The organism is Sporosarcina koreensis, assembly GCF_001531445.1.
Lineage (GTDB): Bacteria > Bacillota > Bacilli > Bacillales_A > Planococcaceae > Sporosarcina > Sporosarcina koreensis_C.
Map to the genome: position 1 here is coordinate 1 of NZ_LQYA01000012.1, position 25,401 is coordinate 25,401.

Sequence of the window (25,401 nt, forward strand, 5' to 3'; positions counted from 1 at the left end):
TCTCCATAATAGAGAAATTCGAGTAGCTCGAGTTTCTTGCTGGCATCATTTAAGATGTCAATTTTGAATCCGAAGATTCGTTTGTTCATTCCACCGACAGGGTCGGCTTCAGAACTTTATTTGTTGACGTTTTGCTGTTCAGTTTTCAAGGTTCATTGTGCGTCGCTCCGTCTGAAGCAACTCTTATATAATACCATGTTCGCAATTCCTTTGTCAACAACTTTTTTCAAAAAGTTTTAAGCTGTTTTGAAGTAGTTATTTACTTACCGGAAACGCAACGTTTATTACTATACCACCCTGTCTTTTTGTTTGCAACACTTTTTTCAAAAAAAGTTTCTTTGTTTTATCAAACAGAAGCGGAGACCGTGCAATCATTGACTACAACACGATTGCACGGCGCTTCATTATTGATTTACTCTTTATGTCTCATTTGCGGGAACAGAAGGATATCGCGAATCGATTGAGCATTCGTCAACAGCATAACTAGACGGTCGACGCCTATGCCTAGTCCTCCTGTAGGTGGCAAGCCATATTCCAGCGCTTCTACAAAGTCTTCATCCATTTCATGCGCTTCGTCATTGCCTTGTTCTTTTTCAACCAATTGCGCCTCAAAGCGCTGACGCTGATCAATTGGATCGTTCAACTCTGTAAATGCATTTGCGTGTTCACGTCTTACAATGAACAATTCAAAGCGATCCGTGAATCGGCTATCCTCCGGATTCTTCTTAGCCAAAGGAGAGATTTCAACCGGATGTCCGTATATGAATGTAGGTTGAACAAGTTGCTCTTCTACTTTTTGTTCAAAGAATTCATTTAGAATATGACCGACTTCCATCATGTCGGCAATTTCAACGCCGTGCTCCTTCGCATGACCACGAGCCTCTTCAACAGACATCTCTTTCCAGAAGTCCACGCCTGTATATTCCTTAACTGCATCAGCCATGTGCAGACGCTTCCAGCCTGGAGAAAGGTCGATGATATCTTCTCCGTATTTCACTTGTGTTGTACCCAATACATCTTGGGCGACGTGGGCAATCAAGTTCTCTGTCAGTTCCATGATGTCTTTATAGTCCGCATACGCTTCATATAGTTCAATCATCGTGAATTCAGGGTTATGTCTTGTAGAAATCCCTTCATTACGGAAAACACGGCCGATTTCATACACTTTTTCCAGACCGCCGACAATCAGGCGTTTCAGATGAAGCTCGATTGCTATCCGCATATATAGTGTCATATCCAAAGCGTTGTGATGAGTAATGAAAGGACGGGCTGTCGCTCCTCCTGCAATAGAATGCAGCATCGGCGTTTCAACTTCAAGGAAGCCTTGTCCATCCAAATAGCGTCGCATCGATTGGATGATACGGCTTCTCGTGATGAATGTCTCTCTGCTTTCTTCTGACATGATCAAATCAAGATAACGCTGGCGATATCGCTGTTCAATATCCTTCAATCCATGGAATTTATCCGGCAGCGGACGAAGTGCTTTTGTCAAAAACGTAAATTCAGTTGCTTTAATAGAAAGTTCGCCGACTTTCGTTTTAAAGACGTTTCCTTTGATACCAACAATATCGCCTAAATCAGCGTGGCTAAATATGTCGTATGCTTCTTCACCGACCGCATCTTGACGGACGTAGATTTGAATCTGACCGCCGAGATCCTGGATATGAGCAAAACCAGCTTTCCCTTTACCGCGCTTCGTCATGATCCGCCCCGCAATTTTCACCTCATGCACTGTTTCATCCAATTCCTCTTTCGAAAGCTCCTCGTAAGCTTCACGGATATCATTGGATAGGTGCGTTCGTTCGAATCTTGCACCGAATGGATCTAAGCCGTTCTCCCGCAATTCATCCATCTTCTGGCGCCTCACCAGAAGCTGATCGTTCAATTCATCCAAATGGGACATTTCCTTCACTCCTTCATCAGTTATCCCTCACGCCGGATGGCATGTTCCTATTGTACACAAACTCGTTATGTAAAAAAAGCCGCCACGATAATGGCGGCGGCAGGCGTTGATCATGTTTCGAATCTTAGCATTGCCACGAATGCCTTTCATATACCCGACAGATGAGCAACTGCCGCATCACAGCAACCGCCCGACTCCATCAGCTTTCTTCCATAGTATAACGCCGTCGTCATCGGCAACGTTAAACGGGACTCCCGTTACAGGATGTCCGATTGCAGGCGCGATTTCCAATAAAGGCACGAGAACAAAAGCCCGTTCACCCATCCTCGGGTGCGGCACGATTAACTTCTCCGCTTCAATATTGTCGTTATTATACAGTAAAATGTCAAGGTCTGCAGTCCGCGGTCCCCATCTGATATCACGGATACGGCCTAAACCAATCTCAATCTCCTGGCATGCCGCCAACAGTTCATACGGATCCAATGAAGTCGCAACACAGACGACCAAATTCAGGAAGTCCGCCTGATCCGTATAGCCGACAGGCGCCGTTTCATAGATGGAAGATAGCTTCGTTACTTCAATTCGTTCGTGAGATTGAAGCGCTCGAACTGCCTCCACAAGATGATGCAGCCTATCCCCGATATTGGATCCTATCGAAATGTATGCGATGTTCATGAAAATTGCCCTCTCGTAATATCCACGGATACCGAAGCGTAGTGTCCCCGGATCGGCGGATCAGGTTTAATTAAAACAACCCTGACACCACGGACTTGCTCAGCGAATCGTCCTAAAATAAGACGGGAAATTTCCTCCGCTACGGATTCAATCAGTTTCCGTGGCTCCCCTTCGACAACAGTTCGGCACAACTCGAACACTTCCGCATAATTAACCGTCTTCTTCAAGTCATCCGTTGCACCGGCTTCAGCCAGATCGACCGCGAGCGAGACATTTGCACGGAACCGCTGACCGAGGACATTCTCCTCATCCAACGCTCCGTGATAGCCATAAAACTCCATTTCATTTAAATGAATAAAATCCATTCTACACCCTCCAATTTCAATCGACGTTTACTTCCGCCTTGCCTACCAGCACATCCATCATTTTCACCATGCGGGATATTGCCTTCACGTCATGTACCCGTACCATATGACAACCGTGCTCAATGCCATAGCAAACAGTCGCTCCGGTCCCCTCCACGCGTTCGTCGACCGGTAAATCTAGAATGTTGCCAATCATCCTTTTCCGGGATGTCGCAAGCAGAAGCGGGTATCCCATATCCGAAATGCGGCGAAGCCCTTGCATCGCAAGTACGTTCTGCCTTGTATCTTTCGCAAAACCAATGCCTGGATCGAGCCAAATGTCGCTTTCCGCCACACCTGCCTCACGTGCGATCTTTACACTTTCCTCCAAGTCCGCAATCACCTCATCCATGAAAGACCCTTCGTATTTTGCTATTTCCCGATTATGCATAAGGATGATCGGCGCTCCATGGGAGGCCGCCACATCCGCAATCCTCGGCTCGCGCTTCGCTCCCCATACATCATTGACGATCCGCGCGCCCGCTTTCAATGCCGCATCTGCCACGTCCGCCTTATATGTATCGATCGAAATGACACAGTCCAACTCCCGAACCAATGCTTCAATCACTGGAATCGTCCGCTCTAATTCCATATCGAGCGAGACCGGGGCGTGACCAGGGCGTGTCGACTCGCCACCGATGTCGATAATTTTTGCGCCATCCCGAAGCATTTCCTCCGCGCGTTTCAGTGCTGCATCGACTTGGCCGTATTTGCCTCCGTCCGAGAAGGAATCCGGCGTGACATTCAAGATGCCCATCACAGCCGTCTCCTTTTTGAAGTCAAATTCCGTATTCCCTAATCGGTATACCTTTTTTGCTTTCGATAATTCCATAACTCTACCCTTCCTTCATTTCATCAATCGCCTGCATGTACAATCGATGCAGTTTTTGATAATAAACCCCCGAAGCTCCCGAAAGCGGACGCTCTCCTATCACGGAAAGAGGGACGAGTTCTTGAACTGAGTTTGAAACGAACGCTTCATCCGCCCTCTCGACTTCGCCTTTTGTAAATAGCCCAATATGTACCGGCATTCCCGCCTTCTCCCCAAGTTCCATTATAAATGCACGCGTAATTCCCGGTAGAATCCCTGTTTCGACAGACGGCGTGTACAATGCACCAGCGTTCACCCAAAACACATTGGACGTCACCCCTTCAGCGACATGACCGTCCGTCGTGAGGAAAATCCCTTCTAATTCCTTCAAAGATGGTAGCTCTAAACGTCCACGCACGTTGTTCAAAAAATTATGCGATTTGTGCCGGATCCAGCTTTCCGGGAGGTTCCTTTCTGTCTCGAGCCATACAGCCTTCTTTTCCGTTCCCCGCGGCACGACAGCAAGCTCTTTCCTGAATAAGATGACGTTCGGCGAAGTGTATTCGGAAGGAGCCAAGCCGATGTCGTGCACACCCGCGGACACATTCAACCGGAAATACCCGTCACGTCCGCCCGAGCGGACGTGCAGTCCTTGAATCACCTCTGCGATTTCCTCATCCGAATAAGGCATCGCAATCCTGTATTCGCGCAATGCCAAACGAAGACGTTCCATATGCGCTTCGAATAAAAACACGCGTCCCTCGTACGTCCTGAACGTCTCGAAAAACCCTGCCCCATATAAAAACCCGTGATCAAACGGGGAAATCCGCAATTGTTCCGCCTGTTCAAATTCACCATTCATCCAACATAGCATATAGGGGATCCCCCTTTCATTCAGCTGCTTCGGCTATTTCCTTCGCCTGCCAGAGCGCCCTCGCCTTATTAAGCGATTCCTCGTATTCAGCTCTTGGATCGGAGTCCGCAACTAGTCCGGCACCCGCTTGTATATGGGCAATTCCGTCTTTAATATACGCCGTCCGAATGACGATGTTCAAATCCATATCGCCGTTAAAGCCGATCCAGCCGATTGATCCCGTATATAACCCTCTGCGCGTCGGCTCTAATTCTTCGATGATTTCCATCGTGCGCAGTTTTGGGGAACCGGTGATCGAACCACCCGGGAACACCCCTTTGATGATAGCAGCGTTCGATAGGTCGGGAGCTGCCGTCCCTCTTACATTTGAAACGAGATGCATGACGTGTGAATACCGCTCAACGACCATGAATTCATCCGTTTCCACCGTTTCCGGCACACAGACTTGTCCGAAATCCACGAATTCCTGTTCGACAAGCATAATATGCTCGCCTTTCTCCTTTTCATTAGAGAGCAAGTCCTTTTCAAGCGTCTCATCTTCCATTTCCGTCGCCCCTCTTGGTCTAGTCCCCCCGATTGGACGCGTACTCAATTCCGTTCCACGTTTCTTCAACAACAACTCTGGGGATCCGGAAACGACAGCGAATTCCTTGGCTCCAAGTGACGCCATATAAGGTGACGGATTGAAGGAGCGCAACGCTTCATACATCGCTAGCGGGTCAGCTGAAAGCTTCTTCGATTGCCGGACGGTCAGGTTGACTTGATTGACGTCACCATCCGCTATATACCGCTGGACATCGCGCACCATCTGCTCGAATTGCGGTCCAGTCACTGATACTTCTACATTTTCAGGTCTTGCATAATCGATTATGCGGTCGGCCGGCAAGTGGATGCGCTTCGAGAGGCCGACCTCTGCCGCCTCCACCCATTCCCTTTCCACTTCCGATACATCGAGCCCCCGCCCAGGCAGCGTCATGAAATAGACCTCTTCTGTTTCGAGGTCGAGGACAGCCCAGCGGTCAAATAAATAAAAGAAAATATCCGGCGTTTCGAGGTCATCCACAGCGGTATCAGGGATCGGCTCATACGTACGGGCATAGTCATAGCTAATGAAACCGATGACGCCTCCTTGGAAATCTGGCACCCCCGGTACATTGTCCATTTTCATAGACTGTACGAACGCAGATAATAGTTCAAGAGGTTCGCCTTCCCGCACTTCCTTCGTCCCGTCGCGCCATGTAAGCTCCAATGATCGAGACTGCTTGCTTGTCAGTGTCACCAGCGGATCGATGCCCGCGATGCACAACTTGCCCGCGCGCCCGCTTTCCAGCAAAACGTGCTGCTCCGCCGTTTTTGCAAGTTCTTTATACGCGTAAAAAAATTGCTCCTTCGTCATTTCTGTCATTTTAAAATTAGGATGCAATCTATCCATTTCGTTTCCCCCAGCTCCATTTAATATAATTATCTTAACGTGTATAGTATGGTTTAGGCTACTTTAAGCAATGAAAAAAGAGAGCTGCATAAGCTCCCTCCTTCAACTACCATCTCTTATTCTTCTTCAAAATGATAAAGCGGGGTACTTAAGTATCGTTCACCGTTTGACGGGAGGATGGCAACGACCTTTTTGCCTTTCCCGAGCTTTTCTGCAACTTGGATTGCTGCGAAAATCGCTGCCCCGGAAGAAACTCCACCCAAGATTCCCTCTTCCCGCGCCGCTCTTCTAGCTGTATCGTACGCTTCGTCATTCGTCACTTGAATGATTTCATCATAAATGTCGGTATTAAGTACTTTCGGGATGAAACCAGCACCAATTCCTTGGATTTTATGCGGTCCAGGTTTTCCACCCGAAAGGACTGCCGAATCAGTCGGTTCCACCGCGATAATTTTCACGTCCGGGAAGCGCTCTTTCAATACGCTGCCCGCCCCGGTAATCGTGCCTCCCGTACCGATGCCTGAAATAAATGCATCGACACGATCGAGTGCATCCGCAATTTCCGGTCCCGTCGTCAAACGGTGCACTTCCGGATTCGCTTCATTGTTGAATTGCTGCGGCATGAACCAGCCGTTCTTTTCAGCAAGCTCTTCCGCTTTGCCGATAGCCCCTTTCATCCCTTCCGCTCCGGGCGTCAGGACAAGATCCGCCCCGTACGCACGCAATAGATTCCGACGTTCCATGCTCATCGTATCCGGCATGACGAGCACCGCCTTATACCCTTTTGCCGCCGCAATCATCGCAAGACCAATTCCTGTATTTCCACTTGTCGGCTCAATGATCGTGCTGCCTTCCTTCAAATCCCCGGATTGTTCTGCAGCTTCAATCATCGCAAGCGCGATTCTATCTTTGACGCTCGATCCCGGATTGAAATATTCCAGCTTCAAATAAATGTCCGCGCCGTCCGGCTTTGCCATCCGATTCAACTTGACGAGAGGTGTTTTTCCAACAAGATCTGCAATCGTATTCCCGACTTGACCCATTCCTACCCACTCCTAATCCCTACTTATTTGATATGTTTTATAGTATTAATAGTACACCTCGATTGTGAACAGTGTCAATCAATAATGTCTCTCTTACTCTTTCCCTCTTTCCAATTGTATAATCTAAAAAAGCTGTTCAGAACCACTCATTTATCGCGAGGTCCGAACAGCTTCTTTTTATTTCCCATAAAACCATTTTGCATCGAATTCTTTCCAGAACGCTTCGGGATTAACGGATTGCGGAAGCTGCTCTATGGCGAGCTCACGTTTGATGTGCTCTTTCACTTCATCAAAAGAAAATGCCCTACCCTCCACCACTTCATTCACTAGGATAATAGCGTATGAACCGTCCTTCAGCTCAACAACGTCCCCGATTTTGCCTTCCTTCTGTTTAGATGCCGCTTTGTAAATTGCAGAGTCGATTGTCTCCGTCTCCGCGTTTACATAACCGATATCGCCGCCTAGGCTAGCTGACGCAAGATCGGTCGACAGTTCCTTCGCCAAAGCATCGAAACTCGATCCCTTAGACAACTCATCAAGCGCCTGCTCTGCCTCTTCCTCCGTCGGAACGATGATTACTGAAGTCCGGTAAGCGGTCAAAATATTATAAAGAGATTCGTTTTTCTCGTAAAATGCTTTCACCGCATCATCATCAATGACCACGTCATTCGACAATACCTTTTCCAAAATAAGATTAGCTCGGATTTTTTGCCGGGTTTGCTCAATATCCAGCCCCGAGTGGGAACGGCCGTCCACCGAAGTGATCAATGCGAGTTCAAGTTCGATTTCCTTATCGGTCACTTCGATGCCGTATTTCTTTGCAGCCGTCTCCATCACTTTATTATTGACGAGATCTAAAAGCACTTCCCGCCCAACTTCCTTTTCCATGGCAGTCATCCACTGCTCCCTCGTAATCGCCTCACCCGCAACCGTTGCAACCTCTTCGTCAGGTTGCTTCGATTTATCGGGGATGAGCCATCCGATGAACCAAAGAACGTTACAAGCAAAAAGGATGCCAATTAGCACAAGAAGCGGCTTCGTTTTCAACTTCCTCTTTTGGGGGCTCGTCTCCTGGACGTTACGATCTCGACCGTATTTCATCGATAAATCCTTCAAGTTCTTGTTTCGTGAACAAATACTTCTCCAAACAGAAATGGCATTCCGCTTCCGCCTGGCCGTCCTCATCAATCATCTCTCGGATTTCCTGTTCCCCAAGACCGATGATTGCGTTGCCAAAACGTTCCTTCGAGCAATTGCATCGGAACGCAACGTCCATATGCTCGAGGATTTCAACGTTTTCTTTCCCTAACACTTCTCCAAGCACTTCTTCAGGCGTCAATCCACGATCGATCATCCTCGAAATCGGCTCAACGTTTGCAAGTTTATCTTCAAGTCTGCTGATTGTCTCTTCCGTTGCACCCGGCATCACTTGGATAATGAAGCCACCCGCAGCTTTTACAGTGTTATCCGGATTGACAAGCACGCCTAACGCAACCGCCGAAGGCACCTGTTCAGATACGACAAAGTATTGGGTGAAGTCCTCCGCGATTTCACCGGAAACAATCGGAACTTGTCCTGTGAAAAAGTCGCGTAAACCTAGATCTTTCACAACCGTCAGCATTCCTTCTGTACCGACTGCACGTCGAACGTCCAGTTTCCCTTGTTCATTCAATTCAAAGTGGGTATGTGGATTGGTAATATACCCTCTTACATCTCCATGTGCGTCAGCATCGACGACAATTGGTCCGGACGGGCCATTTCCTTCGATTTTCACCGTTAGCTTGTCATCGCCTTTCAGCATCGCACCCATCATAAGCGCAGCTGTCATCGTCCGGCCTAAAGCAGCGGTAGCAGTCGGCCATACATGATGCTTTTTCTGCCCCTCTGCCACTGCGTTTGTCGAATTCACCGCATACGCGCGAATCGTCCCTTCAAAAGCTAATGCTTTTATCAAATAATCTGTCATTCAATTCTGCTCCCTTCAAACATTTCTTTCGTAAATCAAATGAAGTCCCTTTAACGTAAGGAAATTGTCTACGATATCAATCACTTTCGTCTCACTGGCAATCAATTCGGCAAGCCCGCCTGTTGCAATGACAGTCGGCTCCACCTTACTGTGCGCCTTCATCCTTCCAACGATACCTTCAACGAGCCCGACATATCCGTAAACGATCCCTGCCTGCATCGCGGATACCGTATTCTTGCCGATAATATGGTCCGGCCGCGTCAATTCAACACGAGGCAATTTGGAAGCCCGGTCGAATAATGCCTCCATGGAGATGCCGATGCCAGGCGCAATCGACCCGCCCATATACTCGCCCTTTTCATTCACATAACAGAATGTCGTCGCAGTACCAAAATCGACGATAATGAGCGGAGAGCCATACTCATGAATTGCTGCAACCGCATTGACGATACGGTCCGCACCAACTTCACGGGGATTTTCGTATTTTATATTCAATCCTGTTTTGACGCCAGGACCAACGATGAGAGGACGCAATTTGAAATAATTCCTGCACATCTGCTCAAGCGGGAACATGACCGGCGGAACAACAGAGGAAATGATGATGCCATTTATATCTTCAAAACTGAGGCCGACATGGGTAAATAGCGCTTTCACAGACATAGCATATTCATCTTCGGTTCTTTGCCTATACGTTTCCATACGCCAATGATATTTCAATTCTCCTTTATCATAAACGCCAAGAACGATATTCGTATTTCCTGTATCCAATACTAGAATCATTTTCTTTTCCTCGCTAACATTCGTCATTTTCCAAAACATCATACCATAAACCAAAAGCAGAGGGCGACGGTTAGCTTCGACAGTTAGCGCAAAAGCCGTTCTTCGTGACTGAAGTGCAAAGATGTGCTCGTAACGCTTCGCTTTTTACTGCCACCTAGCTGGATGAAACCATATTGGAAGTGCAAGCACAGGACATCGACACACAAAATTTTAAAAGAAACCACAATTTCAGTTGCGTCAAAGGTCCCGAAATGACAATATATCCCGGAAATTGATCGATAAATCGCGGGAAATGAACAATATCTTGTCTGAACCGATCGATATATCCCGCGAAATGATTGATATCTGCCAGGAAATGATCGATATATTATTTTTCAAGTAGTCCCCAGAGCAATACTCAAAAATAAAAACAGTCGACCGCCTAAGATGGCAGTCGACCATAATGTTATTCACAAAATTAATCTCTTCTTTGTTCATCAATTGGAGGAAGGGCTGTGTCGCCGCTCTGGTTCTCCTTCGGCAAATCCGCAATGGACGGATCTGCAGGTGCACCTGTGGAATCCGGATTGACAGTGTCTTTATCCGATTCCGCCGACTTCTCTTCCACTTTGATATTGTCATTTCCATTTTGTTCATATGAACGCTCCGGCAATGTACCATGATCTTTCAAGTGGTTGATCTGCTCTGCATCCAACGTTTCCACTTCGAGAAGCGTTGTTGCAATCAGGTCAAGCAAGTTGCGATTTTCCGTCAAGATCTGTCTAGTGCGTTCGTATTGATCCTTGATGATGCTTTGCATTTCTTGATCGATTTCATATGCAATCGAGTCGGAGTAGTTCTGTTCGGAATTGAAGTCTCTTCCAAGGAAGACGTTGCCGCCTTGCGCCTGGCCGAATTGCATCGGTCCGAGCTTATCGCTCATACCGTATTCCGTCACCATCGAACGTGCAATGCCCGTAGCGCGTTGGAAATCGTTATGCGCACCAGTGGAAACTTCACCAAGTACAACTTCTTCCGCTACACGGCCTCCGAGAAGTCCGGCGATTTTATCAAGAAGTTCAGGCTTCGTCATGAAGTAACGGTCCTCTTTCGGCAACATGACCGCATACCCGCCGGCCTGGCCGCGAGGAACGATTGTCACCTTATGGACAATCTCTGCGTCATCCAACATAAGCCCGACAACAACGTGACCCGCTTCGTGGAATGCGACGATGTTCCTTTCCTTATCGGAAATGACTCGGCTCGTTTTAGCAGGTCCCGCGATGACACGGTCCGTCGCTTCATCGATATCCGCCATGTCGATTTTCGCCTTGCCGCGTCTAGCTGCGACCAAAGCAGCTTCATTCAGCAAGTTCTCAAGATCGGCACCCGAGAATCCTGGAGTACGTTGCGCCAACGCCTTCATATTTACTGATTCGTCAAGCGGCTTGTTGCGTGCATGCACTTTCAGAACCGCTTCACGGCCTTTGACATCTGGACGACCAACAGTGATCTGACGGTCGAAACGTCCCGGACGAAGAAGTGCAGGGTCAAGAATATCCGGACGGTTCGTCGCGGCAACGATGATGATTCCTTCGTTCCCATCGAATCCATCCATTTCAACCAAGAGCTGGTTCAACGTCTGTTCGCGCTCGTCATGACCGCCACCGAGACCAGCGCCCCGTTGACGTCCGACTGCGTCGATTTCATCGATGAAGATGATACACGGCGCATTCTTTTTCGCATTTTCGAATAAATCACGGACACGGGATGCCCCGACCCCTACGAACATTTCAACGAAATCCGAACCGGAAATCGAGAAGAACGGAACGCCGGCTTCACCAGCAACAGCACGCGCCAAAAGTGTTTTACCTGTACCAGGAGGTCCGACCAAAAGGATCCCTTTTGGAATACGCGCTCCAAGTTCAGCAAATTTACGTGAGTCTTTCAAGAAATCCACAACTTCTTCAAGTTCGGCTTTCTCTTCATCCGCACCCGCAACATCTGTGAATCTGACTTTTTTGCGGTCGTCCGAATGGAGCTTCGCCTTGCTTTTCCCAAAATTCATGACCCGGCCGCCACCGCCGCCTTGCGCTTGATTCAATAGGAAGAAGAATAGGATGATGATGATAATGAAAGGAACCAACCCTGTAAAGAAGGCTACCCATGCACTCGTTTCAGGAGCAGGTATAATTTGGATCTGAGGGTTATTCGTTTTACCAGTAGCTTCGATATTTCGAATCTCTTCCATAACAGAAGTGTCACTCGTCAGAATGTTCGTAGTAAATTTCTCGCCCTCTTCATAGCCCTTCATCGTACCTTCAACGGTCAGTACGCTGCGGACCGGTTGAAAAGACATTGATTCAATTTCGCCTTTTTCCAAAGCTGCAGTGAATTCATCATACCGAATCTCTTTCGTCTTCGGATTCGGATTATTTAGTGAACTGAAAATCCCCATAATTGCAAGGAAGATCAATCCGTATAGTAGAAAGTATCGAAGTATACGATTCATCCCAAGCCTCCTCATTTCTTTCAACAGAAAACTATTGTAAATCTTATCATATAACAGATTCAACCTACAAAGGAAATGCCTTTCTTTAAGGCCAGAATACGAAAATGATCTTCAGCCACCTAAGCGAACCGCGATACGATAGGGGCTGATAGCATCCCAACTTTCAGCCGAATATGGAAAAAGCTTTCCACCGCCCCTTGATAAAGGTTTGTTGAAAAGCTTTCAGAAAGAGTAGATTTCCTTTTTCAATACACCGATATAAGGCAAGTTCCTATATTTTTCTGCGTAATCAAGCCCATAACCGACAACAAACGCATCCGGTACAAGGAATCCAACATAGTCCGCTTTCAAATCCACTTTCCGGCCCGTCGGTTTGTCAAGCAACGTTACGATCTTAATGGATTTCGCTTTCCGGTATTTGAAAAGATCAACTAAATAATTTAACGTTTTACCGCTGTCGATGATGTCTTCGATGATCAATACGTCGCGGCCTTCGACACTCGCGTTCAAATCTTTGACGATTTTGACTTCTCCAGATGACACCGTCGCATTTCCATAACTTGATACATCCATGAAATCCAATTCAATATACGCATCGATCCGTTTGATCAAATCGCTCATGAACGGCAAAGCGCCTTTAAGGACACCGATAGCAAGCGGGAATTTATCCTGATAGTCCGCTGTCAGCACGGCACCAAGTTCCGCAATTTTCTCCTGAATCTGTTCTTCTGTGATGAGCACTTCTTCAATATCTTTTTGCAACATCAAGTTCCCTCTCTTTTCCATTCAGATTTTTACTTGTCTTTCATTTTGAATATGTACTTTTCCCGTTCTGTTTTTCGTTTCATGAACTGGATGCCATATCGTACGCCAGGAATGGCGCAAATTTCACCGCGCGCAGTTGTGACAACCGGGACCTTTCGCCGTTGTTCAGCGCCAATTTTTTCGTCAATGAACAATCTGGACAAGCGCTTCGGTCGGACCATACCCGGAAGCAATAGACGATCCCCGTCTTTTCTGCCCCTCACATAAAGCGGCAATTCGGAGTCTTGCAAATCGAAATACATCATTTCCGAGGCGTCCTCTTCATGTGCATCCGCATCGTCCCAATATAACAGCATATCATCACCCCAGCTTGTCCATTCGCCTTTTTGCAGCGTCCGAAGGGAAGTATCCAGGATTGACGTCTTTTTTACAATTGAAACGGTGCCGTATTCCCTCACGAACCGGTACCCTTTCGGAAGGTCGATCGAGACATTTCCCGTACTTGCGGACAGATGGTGATGCAATTGATTCAAAAGTGCTGTGTTGTATTCTACAGGGACAATTTCCCCGGAGTATAGATAATTCAATAGTAGTGGAATGAAGCGCTTTTGTAAAGCAGTGTGCATGCTTCTGAAAAGATTCGAGGAGAAGGTCGGGAGCCCGTCTTCAGCGAACGTAACAATAGACGAAAAACGCTCTTTTGTGAGGCTGTCCAATAGCATTTCATCCTCCTGCAGCCCTGTTGTCATTTTGACGACGTTCACTGCCGCGGAAGGATTTTCCGCCAAGATGACCGGCGCGACATGGTGGCGGAGCCGATTCCGCAAATAGGCATCGCTTTCGTTACTCGGGTCCTTCCTGAAGTGTGCCCCTTGCTCCTTCACATAGAGAAGCAGCTCTTCCTTCATTGCAGGAAGAACCGGCCTGATGATGCTGCCGCCATCGACCTTCCTACTCACTGGGATGCCAAGGGGGACGCTTCCCTTGGCCAATTGCATGAGTACCGTCTCCAATTGGTCTTCTGCGTGATGGGCGGTCGCTAGTATATCGTAATGCTCCGCCCGCATCACCGCATCGAAAAAGGCGTATCTGCCAGCGCGGCAGACGTCTTGCACATTTCCACCTTCCTTGTCCAAGATGGAAGGAACAGTGACATTTCCACCATAGAAAGGGATATCGAGCTTATTGCATAGTTCCTTCACAAACTTGCCGTCATCCGCAGACTCTTTCCCGCGAAGCATATGATCGACATGAGCGGCAGCCACTTCAATCCGCAATTTTTCGCGAATACTTGCCATGAAGAGCAAAAGCGCGACGGAATCCACCCCGCCTGAGCACGCGACAAGAACCCGCCGACCGGATGACAACAATGCCTCTTTATGAATGAAATCAAGGATTTTCTTTTCGAATGCGTGCATGTTCTGCCCCTCCATGTTGTCAGTTTACCTCCCCCTATTCTACCCCATAACTTTTTCCCGGGAAATAAATCGATTTGTGGGCTTTATTGTCGTCCATTTCGGTAAAACGTGCTCAACTTTTAATACCAAGACGGTTCGGTCATCTGCAACAATCCCGAACTTCCTTTCCATTTCGGACATAATACGGTCGGCTAAAGGTTCACAGGATAGATGCTCGTACTTTTCCAAAATCCCATAGATCGCGTCTTCCTGCTTTTCAATCGTTACCGATCCGTTGAATACGCCGTCTGTCAACATGACGATAATATCCCCTGCTTTCAATTCTTCATTTGTCGCTTCCACCGAAAATGACGGCAGGAATCCGACAGGAACCGATTTGCTATCGAGCTGTAGGAACTCTTGGCCACGCTTAATATACGTGCTCATCGAACCCGCCTTCCACGACCAGAGCCGTCCGTCCTGCAAGTCGATCAAAGCCAAATCCAGCGTCGCATACATATCATCAAGCCCATTCAACGACATCATATAATGCAATGTATGCATCGCTGTTTCCGGATCCATCTTCCTGTCCAGACATTCCCGCATGAGACGGATTACCTTCCGGCTTTCCCGGTATGCATTTATATCATGCCCCATTCCATCCGACAGAAGAACGGCGGTAAGGCCATCATGAATCGGAAACACTTCATACGCGTCACCTGCATGGAAAGTTCCTCCCCCTGCAGTCGCCATAATCCCGTATTCCAATGAAAAACGGACAGCCGAGCAGAACATAATTTGAATATGAGGGAAAGGATCTTGCAGCACGACGGTCTTCTCTACTTTAAAAGGTTCACGATACACCTCTTCCAATAGCGGCAATAGTAGACGTTCCGCCACGGTCATTTCCGTTTCGAAATCCGATCGTCTTTCAGGGATGGAAATAACAATCCGGTACGCCCCCTTTTCCTCGGATAAAATATCGATCTGATAATATTCGATTTCTTGGGACTGCAAATGCTTCCCTAATTCCTCTTCCGCAAGATGGTTAACCGACATCTCCCCTTTAATATCATTCATGATTTTTTCCAAATGATTGCTCATATCCCTCAACTGCAAGGCAAGCATTTTTCGCCCATGCTGTAGCTGCCCCATAAGAAGATGGTTGGAAGCCTGCTCCTCCAGCTCGGATATTAAACCCGCAGAGCGGATGCACTTATATTTGATCTTTTCCTCGACACGATGGCGTGCCGCTTTCTTCGTCGCGGAATATGTCCCTTCCCACTCATATAGCAGACGGGCCATCCCCTCTTCTCCCCCTTCCCAACATTTCGAATATCTGAAACAGGACTGGCATATCGACGGAATGTTCTGTGTAACATTCCCGTCATCCGAAGCGAAACGGTCATTGACCAGATTGGACATGAAGGCAGCGAACTGCTGAAAATCGGACAATTGCTCATCCAGACGGTCAGTCAGCCATTGTTGCCGCTTCACTGAAATATCCTGTTGACCGCTCGGTGTAATCATTCGGCTAATCGGTTCCACTTTTTTAGTCGGGACGAAGAAAAATAGCAGCGTTGCCAAGCCGATCGTCAAGAAATGGGACGTATCAAGCGGTAAGGTGAAATCATATAAGAGAAAGAACACGGATACCGCAAAGCCGCCTGTTGCGATACCCATTTTCCCAAGACGTTTGAAAGCGCCTGCAAAAAAGCCTGTCATGCCGTACACAGCCATCATCCCGGTAAACGATAATTCCGCAACTCCCGCAATCGCAGCGATCATCATCGCAATCGTCGTAGAAAACGGCATACCACCGGCAAGCGCTGCCAGTAAAATGGTCAGATGGAGAAGCAATCCAGAAATCGAAATCGGGCCAACCATCAGATTGCCCATCCCCGTTGTCGCCATTATGCCGACAATGCAAACAGCTCCGAGACGTTCCGGCGACCACTGGCCAAAGAAGATGCGCTCGCGATGAGGAAATGCGACAAACAGGAAAAATGTCATGAACAACGCCAATACCGCTTCGAATCCGATCGACAATTGAACATCGACAGGCGTATGCCCGCTATGCATGACAAACTGCCAAAGAACTTGGATAACTATGATCGTCCCGGCAACCGTCAACGGAATGGACTTCCGCATAAGTGGATGCTTGCTCACCACATTGAACAACAGCAATTGCAATAGATGGATCACCGCTTGTCCGAGCCCTAGAAAAGCCCCTCCCGCAATTCCTCCAATGAATACATAGATGAGATGATTCCTGAATCGCATTTGAGCCAATGCCCAGATTGGAAGAAAAAAAGGAACAGCCGCTTTAAAAAGAACAGCTTGCGACAAGAAAAATGTACTCAATAAAAAGAACGCTGCCATCAATACATACATCTTCCGCTTGCCCACCGTGTCGATCACCTGACGAATCTGCTGGCCTACCGGTCTTTCAAGATTGCCTATCATCTTCATCTCCACATTCCCCCTATGTCTACTTGTCCATGAGTATACATAGGTCAAGCCAAAGAATTTGTCTGTTCCTGACAAGGAACCCCATAAATCTTTCGACGTGTTCCGAAGCATTTTTCTATTTTCCAACGAAAGGTTGACAGACACCGTCGACCGTTGTATTATGGTTATTGTCGTTCGGAAACAATTGAACAACATGGCGGCGTAGCTCAGCTGGCTAGAGCGTACGGTTCATACCCGTAAGGTCGTGGGTTCGACCCCCTCCGCCGCTATATAGAAAAGCGTAGGCGGCCTGATTAGATGCGACAGGCATAAGACAACCCGGCGTGTGGCGCTTTTTGCCACTTAGCCGGGTTGACTTATGACCCCGAGCATCTGGCCGCCGGAGCTAGACAATAACTCAAAAAAGCGTCCAGTCTCAAGACTGGACGCTTTTTTATAGCAGAAACGCATAAATCACTGGATTTACGCATAAAACGAAGAAACTACGCATAACTTCATCCAAAAACGCATAAACTCCTGCAATCACTCATAAATCCTTGCAGACGCGCATAAACTCTCCCAATCACGCATAAATCAAAAACGACTCTCTCTTCTTATCGAATCGACTCGATTTGTTCCTTATGATGCGAATCATGCCCAACAAAATCCGTGAAATACTCCTTCAATGTCAAAACATGTTCCCCGATGTTGAACGGCTTCGTCCATTCCGCCTCATCGATATCTTCAAGCCATTCAATAATTTGCTGCCGATACTGCTTTGCCAATGCAATCACTTCATCAAATGAATAGTCTTTTGCAAGTTTTGCAGCCTGCTCATTAAATGGCCCCCACTCCACATTCTCAAGCTTCTCTGATTCTTTCATCCGGTGAAGCCGATTCTCCAGTGTGAAGCGATCCCATTCTGCCATATGCATAAGAATCTCCTTCGGCGTCCATTTCCCTTCCTGATAAGGCGTATTTGCCTGCTGATCAGTCAGTGAGTGCAATGAATCCGCCCATTCCAAATACTTCTTAAGATTGTTCAAAATTTCATTCATTCCAATTCAGCCCCTTTTCATTATTCATTATTCGGCAGTGGTAGGTTGAAATCCTTGTAAAAAAATATCATTTATATGTATTTGGAATCTTTTATGCGTAACTAAATTTATTTATGAGCTTTTCAAGGAAGTTATGCGTTTTTGGAGCAATTTATGCGTATTTTACGGCATTTATGCGTTTTTAAAACAATTTATGCGCATTTCCCCACATGTATGTGTTTCCGAATAAAAAAACGATCTGGCATCTTAACTAGATGCCAGATCGCTTATAACAGATTCACATTTCCACTAATTGAAACAGCCAGCAAGTTACCCTCTTCTTGCGCCACGGCCACCGCGTTTAGATTCTGTTGCTCTTTTCAAAGTTGAAAGGCGTTCTTCACTGTCTTTCATGAATTTCGCCATCTTTTGCTCAAAATTCTCTGGACGCTCATTATGACTAGGACGGCCACCGCTGTGACGAGGACGTTGAGGGCGTTGAGGACGTTCAGCTTCTGGTTTCGCTTTTCTGATCGATAACCCGATTTTTCCGTCAGTGCCGACATTCATCACTTTCACTTCAACCATATCGCCTACTTTTAGGTGGTCATTGATATCCTTCACATAATTGTCCGCTACTTCACTAATATGGACCAGACCAGTTGAACCGTTCGGCAGTTCGACGAACGCACCGAAGTTTGTGATCCCTGTAACTTTCCCCTGTAACTTGCTGCCTACTTCAATTGACATAAAAAAAATGCTCCTCCTTAAGATTTAAACGGCCCCTTTTCAGTAGCCTTTTTACCATATGGCGAGTCCTGCAAGTGCAAGATCCTTACTTTCATTATAGCCAACAAAAAAAGAGTGTCAATAAGACTACTCTTTTCCGTCACTTTTTTCATCGCTTTTCTTCTTGTTTTTAGGCACTGTGAAGATGATTTCATTTTTATCAGATAAGAAATATTCTTTCCGTGCAAGCTTGGCAATATAGTCATCGTCATCCAATTTCACAAGCTGTTTTTTAAGAAGATCTTGCTCTTCCTTCACTTCATCCAACTTGGCAAGCGTTTCGACCTTTTGCTGTTCCTTTTCCTGCAGTGTCTGCTGTTGCTGAATATACATATTCGTCAAACCGCCAAACACCGCAAAAGCGATTACTGCATAGATGAACAGTTTCCGTTGGAGTCGCTTTTTCTGCTTGTTTCTCCAATTTTCTTTCTTACGCAACGAGCGGACATATTCAGTTTCAATCGATGCAACGGTCGTGGATGATTTCCTTTTCCTTTGCTCCATGTCTGCACTTCCTCTCATTACAATCCGAAATCCGATAAGTCTAGTAATTATACATCATTTCTCATCGGATTTAAAGAGAGAGTTAGAGAGTTTGTTGTAAAGATAGATGAACGGAGAAAGAAGAAATCTCACAATCTTGACGAGCAGCTTTACTATCTGGCTGATGATCTTAACTACGAGTCTGATGATGAACAAAATCGGTTTGATAATCAACATATTCAGGATTCTCCCGAAAAACCTGAAAGGCCTATGGAAAATCGAGGCGTATAGAAGCATGCCGCAAATCTGAGCAACCGGGTCATACATCCTCCATGCCCCGTCCCGGACGATGAATAGAACGTAGAACGATGCACATCCAATCAAGATCCATCCAATCACTTCCAAAGGGACCGCGTATTTCCGGATGATTGATTTCTTACCGGTCGCATCCACGCCAGTTCCAATCAAATCCATGAAAGCCCCGGCCCCGATGCCTGTCCCAATCATTGCAAGAAGACTAAGAAACTGGACGGAGAGACTCATCCAAACAATTTATGGAGGAAACCACGTGAACTTGCATCTTCTTCGTCATATTGCATCGTACCAATCGTGCCTTCCAACGTAAGAAGCCCTTTGTCTACATCCAAATGGACGATGCGCAGCTCCTCCCCGCGAATTACTAGCACTCCCTGAGATGTCCGGACGATGAACTCCTCCTGGTCGAACCGGTCGATCGTTTTTACAGATGTGAGATCCATTCGTTTTCGGTTCCGCATCGTGACGACATGATCGCCTGATGGGATTGCGTATGTTGGGTTATCCGTCTGGATTTGCATACTATTCCTCCCTTTGCTTGTACGTTCACTGCCATCTTATGCGGACAACTAAAAAAACATGACAGGAAAAATTCCTGTCATGCCTTCAATCTTCATCATCGATAAATTCAGGTTCCACCTTGTCCAACTTCTCTTCTTTCACAATTGTAAACATTGATGCGGCGTCTTCCTTTTTCGTCGATTCCTTCAACATCTCGACCTTTGCAGTAACGATCTTTTGTCCAAATCGGATACCAAGCTTATCGCCCGGTTTTACGACCGAAGATGCTTTCGACACTTTTCCGTTAATCGTAATCCGACCTTGGTCGGCCACTTGCTTTGCCAATGTCCGTCTTTTGATCAAACGTGACACTTTCAAAAATTTATCCAGTCTCATTTCTTTTCCCTCCCCTTTGCCTCTTGCCAAAACCCATCTAATTCATCAAGCGTGTAGGCGGAGAATTCTCCTCTGCCGTTCCTTACACTTTGTTCCACGAATGAAAAGCGCCGTTTGAATTTCTCGTTCGCATGCGCCATTGCTTCCTCGGGTGACAGTTTCAAAAAGCGAGAAAGGTTGACCATTGTAAATAGGACATCCCCCAGCTCGTCTGTCTGGCTCTGCTTCGTTCCATTCGCCACTTCGTCCTTGAATTCCTGCCATTCTTCCTCGAATTTATCGAAAGCGCCTGTTATATCCGGCCAATCGAATCCGACTTTTGCTGCTTCCTTTTGGTAATTAAATGAAGTGAGCAATGATGAACTGTGGCGTGCCTGTCCATCCAACAGCGACTCGGCTTGTGGCTTCTCAGCTTTCTTGATTTCCTGCCAATTTTTCAAAACTTCGTCCGAATTTTCCACGTTCCGATCACCAAATACATGCGGATGACGGCGGATCATTTTATCTCCGACTGCCTGCAAGACATCTTCCATTGCAAAATACCCGTCGTCCTCGCCGATTTGCGCATGCAAGAACACTTGCAGAAGCACGTCGCCCAATTCCTCGATGATGCCTTCATCGTCCTCCTGGTCAATCGCTTCAAGCAGCTCATGCGCTTCCTCAATCAAATACCGTTTCAGCGATTCATGAGTTTGTTCGCGGTCCCACGGACATCCGTCCGGAGCACGCAAGGCAACGATAATCTCCCTGAATGTCGACCATTCCTTCAGTCGCCCTTCACGCTCCATTACCGGAGGCACATACACTGTCGTCAAATTATCGATTTCCGTCTCCCTGTCCAACTCGAATAAAGGCACAGTCCGAAGCTTTTCCAATGAAGAACCTGCAGCCGTCACAATTGTTATCGGATGGTCGTACGCATACTTCTCCATGAGTGAAAGCTTCACTTCAGAAGCGATAAAAGCATCATACACTTGGCCGATCAATACATGCTGCGTCATCATCACATCATCGCGCTTCATATCCGTGCCATCGAGCAACTGAAACCCTTCAATCGGATCAATCCGAAGCGCAGCAAAAATCGGATCGAGGAAGCTGTTGCCTCCCGCGATCTCAAGCCGTACAATTCCAGCACGTTCTTTTTCAATTAATAATTGCACCGTGCGCTCAGCGACAAGTGGATGGCCTGGCACGACATACGTAACCGTCTTCTCGTTTGCCATCGACAATAATTGCTCCGTAATTTCCTCATACACTTGCTCAAACGCATCGTTTTCAATATAAATATTATCGAAGCTTTCTATGGTCATACCTTCCGCCCTTAATTCCACAATAGCGGGATGCTGATCTGTCCTCGCAATGACGAACTCCGCCGCCTTCAGCTTCCTGTATGTGCCTAGTGACAACTGGTCAAGATCCCCGGCGCCTAGGCCGATAATTGTAATTGTATTCATCCATTCACCTTCTATTTTTAGTAAGACGTAATTGTACACGGGCCAATCTTTTTCCGAAAGGCAGTAAATACCATTCCTTCTCCGCCATTATACGCGATTTCATGACAACGACTAGGAAAACGCCCGCTCCTAAAACGACAGCTGTCAGAGCCGTCAATGTAGCCCCAATCCGGGAAGACAAGTCGTCGAATAAAATCTGATCCGCCACAAGCATCCACGGGAAGATGACCGCCGCCATCGCAAGTGTCGCAAATAAAAGCCAACCGTAAAAACGGAAAGGGGCCAGTTTCATAGGCCACACGGTTTTGAAATAAAGCAGCAGTCCAAACGCAATCGCTGCAAAGCCGATATTTCCGGCTATCGCCGCACCTGTTACGTCCAACAGTGGCACTAATAATTGATTCGCAAGTATTTTCACGACGAGGCCACCAAGAAGCAACAGCGTCGGAATTTTCACTTTGCCGGCACCTTGCAATATTGCGGTCAATGGCAAGATGAGCGACAGCCAAAAGATCTGAAACGCAAATATGATCAATGCCACAGAACCATCCCGCGTCTCAAACAGCATTTCATTCACATATGGCAGGACAAATGCAAGCCCGATTGCAGCCGCCCATCCGAATAAAAAAGCCGTCCGAAACGTGAGCTGAATGAACGGCTCCGCTCCTCGCCCTTCCTTTTTCGCCGCATGATGCGCAATTAGCGGGACAATGGCGAGCGCCAATGTGGAAGCGATCAAAATCCCCATCTGGACAAGCGGCTGCCCACGGTCATAGACGCCCTTCATTTCCATTGCTGCATCCGCGACAAACCCTTTCGCCAGCAATATATTGTAGATCATAAACGAATCCGCCATTTGAAACAGCAGCAGGATGAGCGAGCTTGCGCTGACGCTCAAACTGACAAACGTCAATTCTTTAACGATACGCCATGTATCCACATGTACATGTGGCCCTTTATATGCATTTCTGTAAAACAGGGCAAGAATAACAACGCCTAGCGCTTGACCTATAACGGCGCCCCACATGGCCACTTCGCCGGCCTTGTAAAGAGATGCACCTGCGCGCACAGCCACCCATGTACCAATAAGGATGATTGCCACCCGCAACACTTGCTCACCGACATTCGAAACGGCAACAGGCGTCATCCGCCCTTCCGATTGGAATGAACCTTTCAATACCGCAAGCATCGGCATGACAAGCACGATATAAGCACCTGCACGAAGAAGTGAGACGAGTTCAGGATCTCCCATAGCCTGTGCGAAAAACGGAGCAAACGTCATGAGAATGATGAAAAACGATATCGACAATCCGGCTAAATATAGAAAAGCGACCCGCTTTATCGCTTTTGCCTCTCCATTGCTCGCACTTCCCGCAAGCAACTTCGAAACCGCTACCGCAAAGCCGTACGAGGTCCACACGATAAAAATGCCGATGAACGGATACACTTGCTGGTAAATGAAAAACCCTTTATCCCCGACAAGGTTTTGGAACGGAACCCGGTATACCGCTGCCAGCAGCTTAACGATAATGGCCGATATCGTCAAAATCGACGCACCTTTCATGAACGTTTTCATATTCCAATCCGTCTTAGACATAACTGCGCCTCTTTCGAAGTTTACTGTGTTATATAGTATAGCATCATCGGCAAATCCGGTCCGTGGAATTTATAAGGAGATCAGGCTAGGGTCCATTTGTCCCCGGAAGGCTCCATTCTTCCTGAAAAGTTCTCGTTCCCGGGCGAAGAGTTCTCGTTCATTCCAATAAAGTTCTCCTTCTCAAGGGGAAAGTTCTCATTAATTCCGAAAGACTTCTCGTTTCCAGGCGAATAGTTCTCATTCAATCCGCAAGACTTCTCGTTCCATTGCAAAAAGTTCTCCTTCCAAAAAACAACCACACGCTCCGTTGTAAATGAGCGTGTGGCTGTTTCATTTCATTTTCCTCAATAAATAAAGTAAATACGGCGTGCCGATGAGCGCGACGACGAGTCCGCTCGGGATGTCTTTCGGCGCAATCAATATGCGTCCGACAAAGTCCGCTGTCACTAAGAGCAAACCGCCAAGCAAGCCGGACACGACGAGCAGCGGCAAATGACGGAAGCCTACTAATCTACGGGCGATATGAGGCGCAACTAGGCCGACAAAGCCGATCGTCCCGACGATTGCGACTCCAGCTGTACTGATCGCCACCCCGACAATCAATGCCCAGACACGCGTCGATTTGACAGACAAGCCGAGACCTGCTGCCACATCATCCCCGAATGTCAACGCATCCAAGCTGCGTGTTAAATAGACGGCCGGACCAATAAGCAGAACGAAAAACAATAACGAGAGCTGCACATCTTCCCAACCTTTTCCGTATGTGCTTCCCGATAGCCAGACTAGCGCTGCAGCGACCGCCAATTTCGCCTTCACGACAAATACTTGCGTTGCGGCGGATCCGAATGCAGAAATCGCGATCCCCATCAAAGCGACGAGCATCGGCTGAAAGTTGTTTTTCCAAGCTGTCACCATAATGATGCCAAGAGCAATGGCGGCTCCTACAACTGCACCGAGCGGCATATACTGAACAGGGATTGCCGGAATTGCCACCAATAGCAGCATTGCTCCTGCGCCCCCCATTGAGGTGACGCCTAACACACTCGCATCTGCCAACGGATTTCGTAAGACCCCTTGCAATAAAACACCGGCAAGTGCAAGCATCACGCCGATGATGAACGCGGTGAGCACACGCGGCACACGGAAATTCCAGACGACCGGCTTCATCCAATCAAGCGACCAGGCCATTCCGTTATAGGAAAATGCCAATGCAAACACAGCGACGATCAAAACAGTAACAATCGAAATGACGACCGGCAGTTTGACAGGCTTCAACGTGCCACCCATTTGGCGATCGCCTTTCGTATGCGACTTCGCCGTCTTCCAAGCCAAATAGAGCAGCCAAGGGCCGCCTGCCAAGGCCGTCATAGCACCGACAGGCACTTCCTGTCCAGGCTGGATCAACCGGCCCAGTACATCCGCGCCAATCATCATCACACTGCCCCATAGGAACGATTGGAGGAAAATTTGCAAATGGCCGCGGACGCCTAACATCCGGACGATATGCGGGGCCATCAAACCGATGAACCCGATCGGACCGACGACACTTACCGTCGTCGCTGCAAGCAAAATCGCAGCCGCCCATGCCATCAATTTGACGAAGCGCACATTTTGACCAAGTGAAGACGCAACATCTTCACCTAACGACAAAATATCCATTGGCTTCGCAATGCCTAACGCGGCGATGAACAATACGATAATCATCGGTCCCGCAAATGTGACGCCGCTCCAATTCAACTGCACAAGCGTACCCGATCCCCATAAAAAGAGGCCGTTCGTCTGGTTCTCGAACAACAGCTGCAACGAGCCTGTCATGGAAGCAAACAGCAAGGAGATG

Annotated in this window: 24 protein-coding genes and 1 tRNA gene; 1 reads left to right on the top strand and 24 read right to left on the bottom strand. The window is 47.5% G+C overall.

Going from position 1 to position 25,401, the window contains the following annotated elements; genetic code table 11:
* Positions 1 to 412 precede the first annotated feature (412 nt).
* The 14 genes from lysS to AWV70_RS03405 form a co-directional block, all read right to left on the bottom strand.
* Positions 413 to 1,903, bottom strand: a complete 1,491-nt coding sequence (gene lysS / locus AWV70_RS03335) for a lysine--tRNA ligase (RefSeq protein ID WP_060204352.1) — start codon at positions 1,901 to 1,903, stop codon at positions 413 to 415.
* Positions 1,904 to 2,080: 177 nt separating this feature from the next.
* Entirely contained in the window at positions 2,081 to 2,578 is a 498-nt protein-coding gene (gene folK, locus AWV70_RS03340) for a 2-amino-4-hydroxy-6-hydroxymethyldihydropteridine diphosphokinase (protein WP_060204355.1), read from the bottom strand.
* Positions 2,575 to 2,943, bottom strand: a complete 369-nt coding sequence (gene folB, locus AWV70_RS03345; RefSeq protein ID WP_060204357.1) for a dihydroneopterin aldolase — start codon at positions 2,941 to 2,943, stop codon at positions 2,575 to 2,577. The genes folK and folB overlap by 4 nt, the downstream gene beginning before the upstream one ends.
* 16 nt (positions 2,944 to 2,959) lie before the next feature.
* Positions 2,960 to 3,814, bottom strand: a complete 855-nt coding sequence (gene folP / locus AWV70_RS03350) for a dihydropteroate synthase (protein ID WP_060204359.1) — start codon at positions 3,812 to 3,814, stop codon at positions 2,960 to 2,962.
* Positions 3,815 to 3,818: 4 nt separating this feature from the next.
* On the bottom strand, positions 3,819 to 4,667 hold the full coding sequence (gene pabC, locus AWV70_RS03355; protein WP_060204361.1) for an aminodeoxychorismate lyase: 849 nt from the start codon (positions 4,665 to 4,667) through the stop codon (positions 3,819 to 3,821).
* Positions 4,668 to 4,683: 16 nt separating this feature from the next.
* Positions 4,684 to 6,099 carry an anthranilate synthase component I family protein gene (locus tag AWV70_RS03360; protein WP_060204363.1) on the bottom strand — a complete coding sequence of 472 codons (1,416 nt, stop codon included), beginning with the start codon at positions 6,097 to 6,099 and terminating at the stop codon, positions 4,684 to 4,686.
* Between the two features lie 116 nt (positions 6,100 to 6,215).
* A complete protein-coding gene (gene cysK / locus AWV70_RS03365) occupies positions 6,216 to 7,142 on the bottom strand; it encodes a cysteine synthase A (protein ID WP_060204365.1) in 927 nt (308 codons plus the stop codon).
* Positions 7,143 to 7,319: 177 nt separating this feature from the next.
* The gene (locus AWV70_RS03370; protein ID WP_060204367.1) at positions 7,320 to 8,243 is read right to left on the bottom strand and encodes a peptidyl-prolyl cis-trans isomerase; all 924 of its coding nucleotides are present in this window, start codon (positions 8,241 to 8,243) and stop codon (positions 7,320 to 7,322) included.
* Positions 8,221 to 9,108 carry an Hsp33 family molecular chaperone HslO gene (gene hslO, locus AWV70_RS03375; protein ID WP_060204369.1) on the bottom strand — a complete coding sequence of 296 codons (888 nt, stop codon included), beginning with the start codon at positions 9,106 to 9,108 and terminating at the stop codon, positions 8,221 to 8,223. Before hslO ends, AWV70_RS03370 begins: the two co-directional genes overlap by 23 nt.
* Before the next feature lie 15 nt (positions 9,109 to 9,123).
* On the bottom strand, positions 9,124 to 9,888 hold the full coding sequence (locus AWV70_RS03380; protein ID WP_060204400.1) for a type III pantothenate kinase: 765 nt from the start codon (positions 9,886 to 9,888) through the stop codon (positions 9,124 to 9,126).
* Between the two features lie 457 nt (positions 9,889 to 10,345).
* Positions 10,346 to 12,379 carry an ATP-dependent zinc metalloprotease FtsH gene (gene ftsH, locus AWV70_RS03390; protein ID WP_060204374.1) on the bottom strand — a complete coding sequence of 678 codons (2,034 nt, stop codon included), beginning with the start codon at positions 12,377 to 12,379 and terminating at the stop codon, positions 10,346 to 10,348.
* Positions 12,380 to 12,601: 222 nt separating this feature from the next.
* Entirely contained in the window at positions 12,602 to 13,144 is a 543-nt protein-coding gene (hpt, locus tag AWV70_RS03395; protein WP_060204376.1) for a hypoxanthine phosphoribosyltransferase, read from the bottom strand.
* Positions 13,145 to 13,173: 29 nt separating this feature from the next.
* Positions 13,174 to 14,562, bottom strand: coding sequence for a tRNA lysidine(34) synthetase TilS (gene tilS / locus AWV70_RS03400; RefSeq protein ID WP_060204378.1), 1,389 nt, complete (start codon positions 14,560 to 14,562; stop codon positions 13,174 to 13,176).
* Between the two features lie 39 nt (positions 14,563 to 14,601).
* Positions 14,602 to 17,013 (bottom strand): SpoIIE family protein phosphatase, encoded by a 2,412-nt coding sequence (locus tag AWV70_RS03405; protein ID WP_060204380.1) that lies wholly within the window; start codon positions 17,011 to 17,013, stop codon positions 14,602 to 14,604.
* 195 nt (positions 17,014 to 17,208) lie between these two features.
* Here AWV70_RS03405 and AWV70_RS03410 point away from each other — a divergent pair.
* Positions 17,209 to 17,282, top strand: a tRNA-Met gene (locus AWV70_RS03410).
* A 324-nt stretch (positions 17,283 to 17,606) separates the two neighbouring features.
* Here the strand turns inward: AWV70_RS03410 and AWV70_RS03415 are convergent.
* From AWV70_RS03415 to AWV70_RS03460, 10 genes are all read right to left on the bottom strand, one after another.
* A complete protein-coding gene (locus tag AWV70_RS03415) occupies positions 17,607 to 18,050 on the bottom strand; it encodes a DinB family protein (RefSeq protein ID WP_060204382.1) in 444 nt (147 codons plus the stop codon).
* A gap of 309 nt (positions 18,051 to 18,359) precedes the next feature.
* Entirely contained in the window at positions 18,360 to 18,779 is a 420-nt protein-coding gene (locus tag AWV70_RS03420) for a S1 domain-containing RNA-binding protein (protein ID WP_060204384.1), read from the bottom strand.
* 126 nt (positions 18,780 to 18,905) lie between these two features.
* Positions 18,906 to 19,322 (bottom strand): FtsB family cell division protein, encoded by a 417-nt coding sequence (locus AWV70_RS03425; protein WP_060204386.1) that lies wholly within the window; start codon positions 19,320 to 19,322, stop codon positions 18,906 to 18,908.
* 54 nt (positions 19,323 to 19,376) lie between these two features.
* Positions 19,377 to 19,844: a spore cortex biosynthesis protein YabQ gene (yabQ, locus tag AWV70_RS03430; protein WP_153009886.1), complete on the bottom strand. Its 468-nt coding sequence runs from the start codon at positions 19,842 to 19,844 to the stop codon at positions 19,377 to 19,379.
* Positions 19,841 to 20,137, bottom strand: a complete 297-nt coding sequence (yabP, locus tag AWV70_RS03435; protein ID WP_060204390.1) for a sporulation protein YabP — start codon at positions 20,135 to 20,137, stop codon at positions 19,841 to 19,843. Before yabP ends, yabQ begins: the two co-directional genes overlap by 4 nt.
* Positions 20,138 to 20,222: 85 nt before the next feature.
* Positions 20,223 to 20,513: an RNA-binding S4 domain-containing protein gene (locus tag AWV70_RS03440; protein ID WP_060204392.1), complete on the bottom strand. Its 291-nt coding sequence runs from the start codon at positions 20,511 to 20,513 to the stop codon at positions 20,223 to 20,225.
* Positions 20,510 to 21,967 (bottom strand): nucleoside triphosphate pyrophosphohydrolase, encoded by a 1,458-nt coding sequence (gene mazG, locus AWV70_RS03445; RefSeq protein WP_060204394.1) that lies wholly within the window; start codon positions 21,965 to 21,967, stop codon positions 20,510 to 20,512. The genes AWV70_RS03440 and mazG overlap by 4 nt, the downstream gene beginning before the upstream one ends.
* 4 nt (positions 21,968 to 21,971) lie before the next feature.
* Complete coding sequence (locus AWV70_RS03450) at positions 21,972 to 23,564, bottom strand: putative polysaccharide biosynthesis protein (protein WP_060204396.1); 1,593 nt, start codon at positions 23,562 to 23,564, stop codon at positions 21,972 to 21,974.
* An 80-nt stretch (positions 23,565 to 23,644) separates the two neighbouring features.
* Positions 23,645 to 23,809, bottom strand: coding sequence for a hypothetical protein (locus AWV70_RS23725; RefSeq protein WP_160327619.1), 165 nt, complete (start codon positions 23,807 to 23,809; stop codon positions 23,645 to 23,647).
* Between the two features lie 85 nt (positions 23,810 to 23,894).
* Positions 23,895 to 25,401: iron ABC transporter permease (locus AWV70_RS03460; protein WP_060204402.1), on the bottom strand; the 1,507-nt coding region annotated here is incomplete at its 5' end.

Bases quoted from the DNA above. Each gene is read 5' to 3' on its own strand.
- lysS (WP_060204352.1), bottom strand. From the start codon at position 1,903: ATGTCCCATTTGGATGAATTGAACGATCAGCTTCTGGTGAGGCGCCAG.
- folK (WP_060204355.1), bottom strand. From the start codon at position 2,578: ATGAACATCGCATACATTTCGATAGGATCCAATATCGGGGATAGGCTG.
- folB (WP_060204357.1), bottom strand. From the start codon at position 2,943: ATGGATTTTATTCATTTAAATGAAATGGAGTTTTATGGCTATCACGGA.
- folP (WP_060204359.1), bottom strand. From the start codon at position 3,814: ATGGAATTATCGAAAGCAAAAAAGGTATACCGATTAGGGAATACGGAA.
- pabC (WP_060204361.1), bottom strand. From the start codon at position 4,667: ATGCTATGTTGGATGAATGGTGAATTTGAACAGGCGGAACAATTGCGG.
- AWV70_RS03360 (WP_060204363.1), bottom strand. From the start codon at position 6,099: ATGGATAGATTGCATCCTAATTTTAAAATGACAGAAATGACGAAGGAG.
- cysK (WP_060204365.1), bottom strand. From the start codon at position 7,142: ATGGGTCAAGTCGGGAATACGATTGCAGATCTTGTTGGAAAAACACCT.
- AWV70_RS03370 (WP_060204367.1), bottom strand. From the start codon at position 8,243: ATGAAATACGGTCGAGATCGTAACGTCCAGGAGACGAGCCCCCAAAAG.
- hslO (WP_060204369.1), bottom strand. From the start codon at position 9,108: ATGACAGATTATTTGATAAAAGCATTAGCTTTTGAAGGGACGATTCGC.
- AWV70_RS03380 (WP_060204400.1), bottom strand. From the start codon at position 9,888: ATGATTCTAGTATTGGATACAGGAAATACGAATATCGTTCTTGGCGTT.
- ftsH (WP_060204374.1), bottom strand. From the start codon at position 12,379: ATGAATCGTATACTTCGATACTTTCTACTATACGGATTGATCTTCCTT.
- hpt (WP_060204376.1), bottom strand. From the start codon at position 13,144: ATGTTGCAAAAAGATATTGAAGAAGTGCTCATCACAGAAGAACAGATT.
- tilS (WP_060204378.1), bottom strand. From the start codon at position 14,562: ATGCACGCATTCGAAAAGAAAATCCTTGATTTCATTCATAAAGAGGCA.
- AWV70_RS03405 (WP_060204380.1), bottom strand. From the start codon at position 17,013: ATGAAGATGATAGGCAATCTTGAAAGACCGGTAGGCCAGCAGATTCGT.
- AWV70_RS03415 (WP_060204382.1), bottom strand. From the start codon at position 18,050: ATGAATGAAATTTTGAACAATCTTAAGAAGTATTTGGAATGGGCGGAT.
- AWV70_RS03420 (WP_060204384.1), bottom strand. From the start codon at position 18,779: ATGTCAATTGAAGTAGGCAGCAAGTTACAGGGGAAAGTTACAGGGATC.
- AWV70_RS03425 (WP_060204386.1), bottom strand. From the start codon at position 19,322: ATGGAGCAAAGGAAAAGGAAATCATCCACGACCGTTGCATCGATTGAA.
- yabQ (WP_153009886.1), bottom strand. From the start codon at position 19,844: ATGAGTCTCTCCGTCCAGTTTCTTAGTCTTCTTGCAATGATTGGGACA.
- yabP (WP_060204390.1), bottom strand. From the start codon at position 20,137: ATGCAAATCCAGACGGATAACCCAACATACGCAATCCCATCAGGCGAT.
- AWV70_RS03440 (WP_060204392.1), bottom strand. From the start codon at position 20,513: ATGAGACTGGATAAATTTTTGAAAGTGTCACGTTTGATCAAAAGACGG.
- mazG (WP_060204394.1), bottom strand. From the start codon at position 21,967: ATGAATACAATTACAATTATCGGCCTAGGCGCCGGGGATCTTGACCAG.
- AWV70_RS03450 (WP_060204396.1), bottom strand. From the start codon at position 23,564: ATGTCTAAGACGGATTGGAATATGAAAACGTTCATGAAAGGTGCGTCG.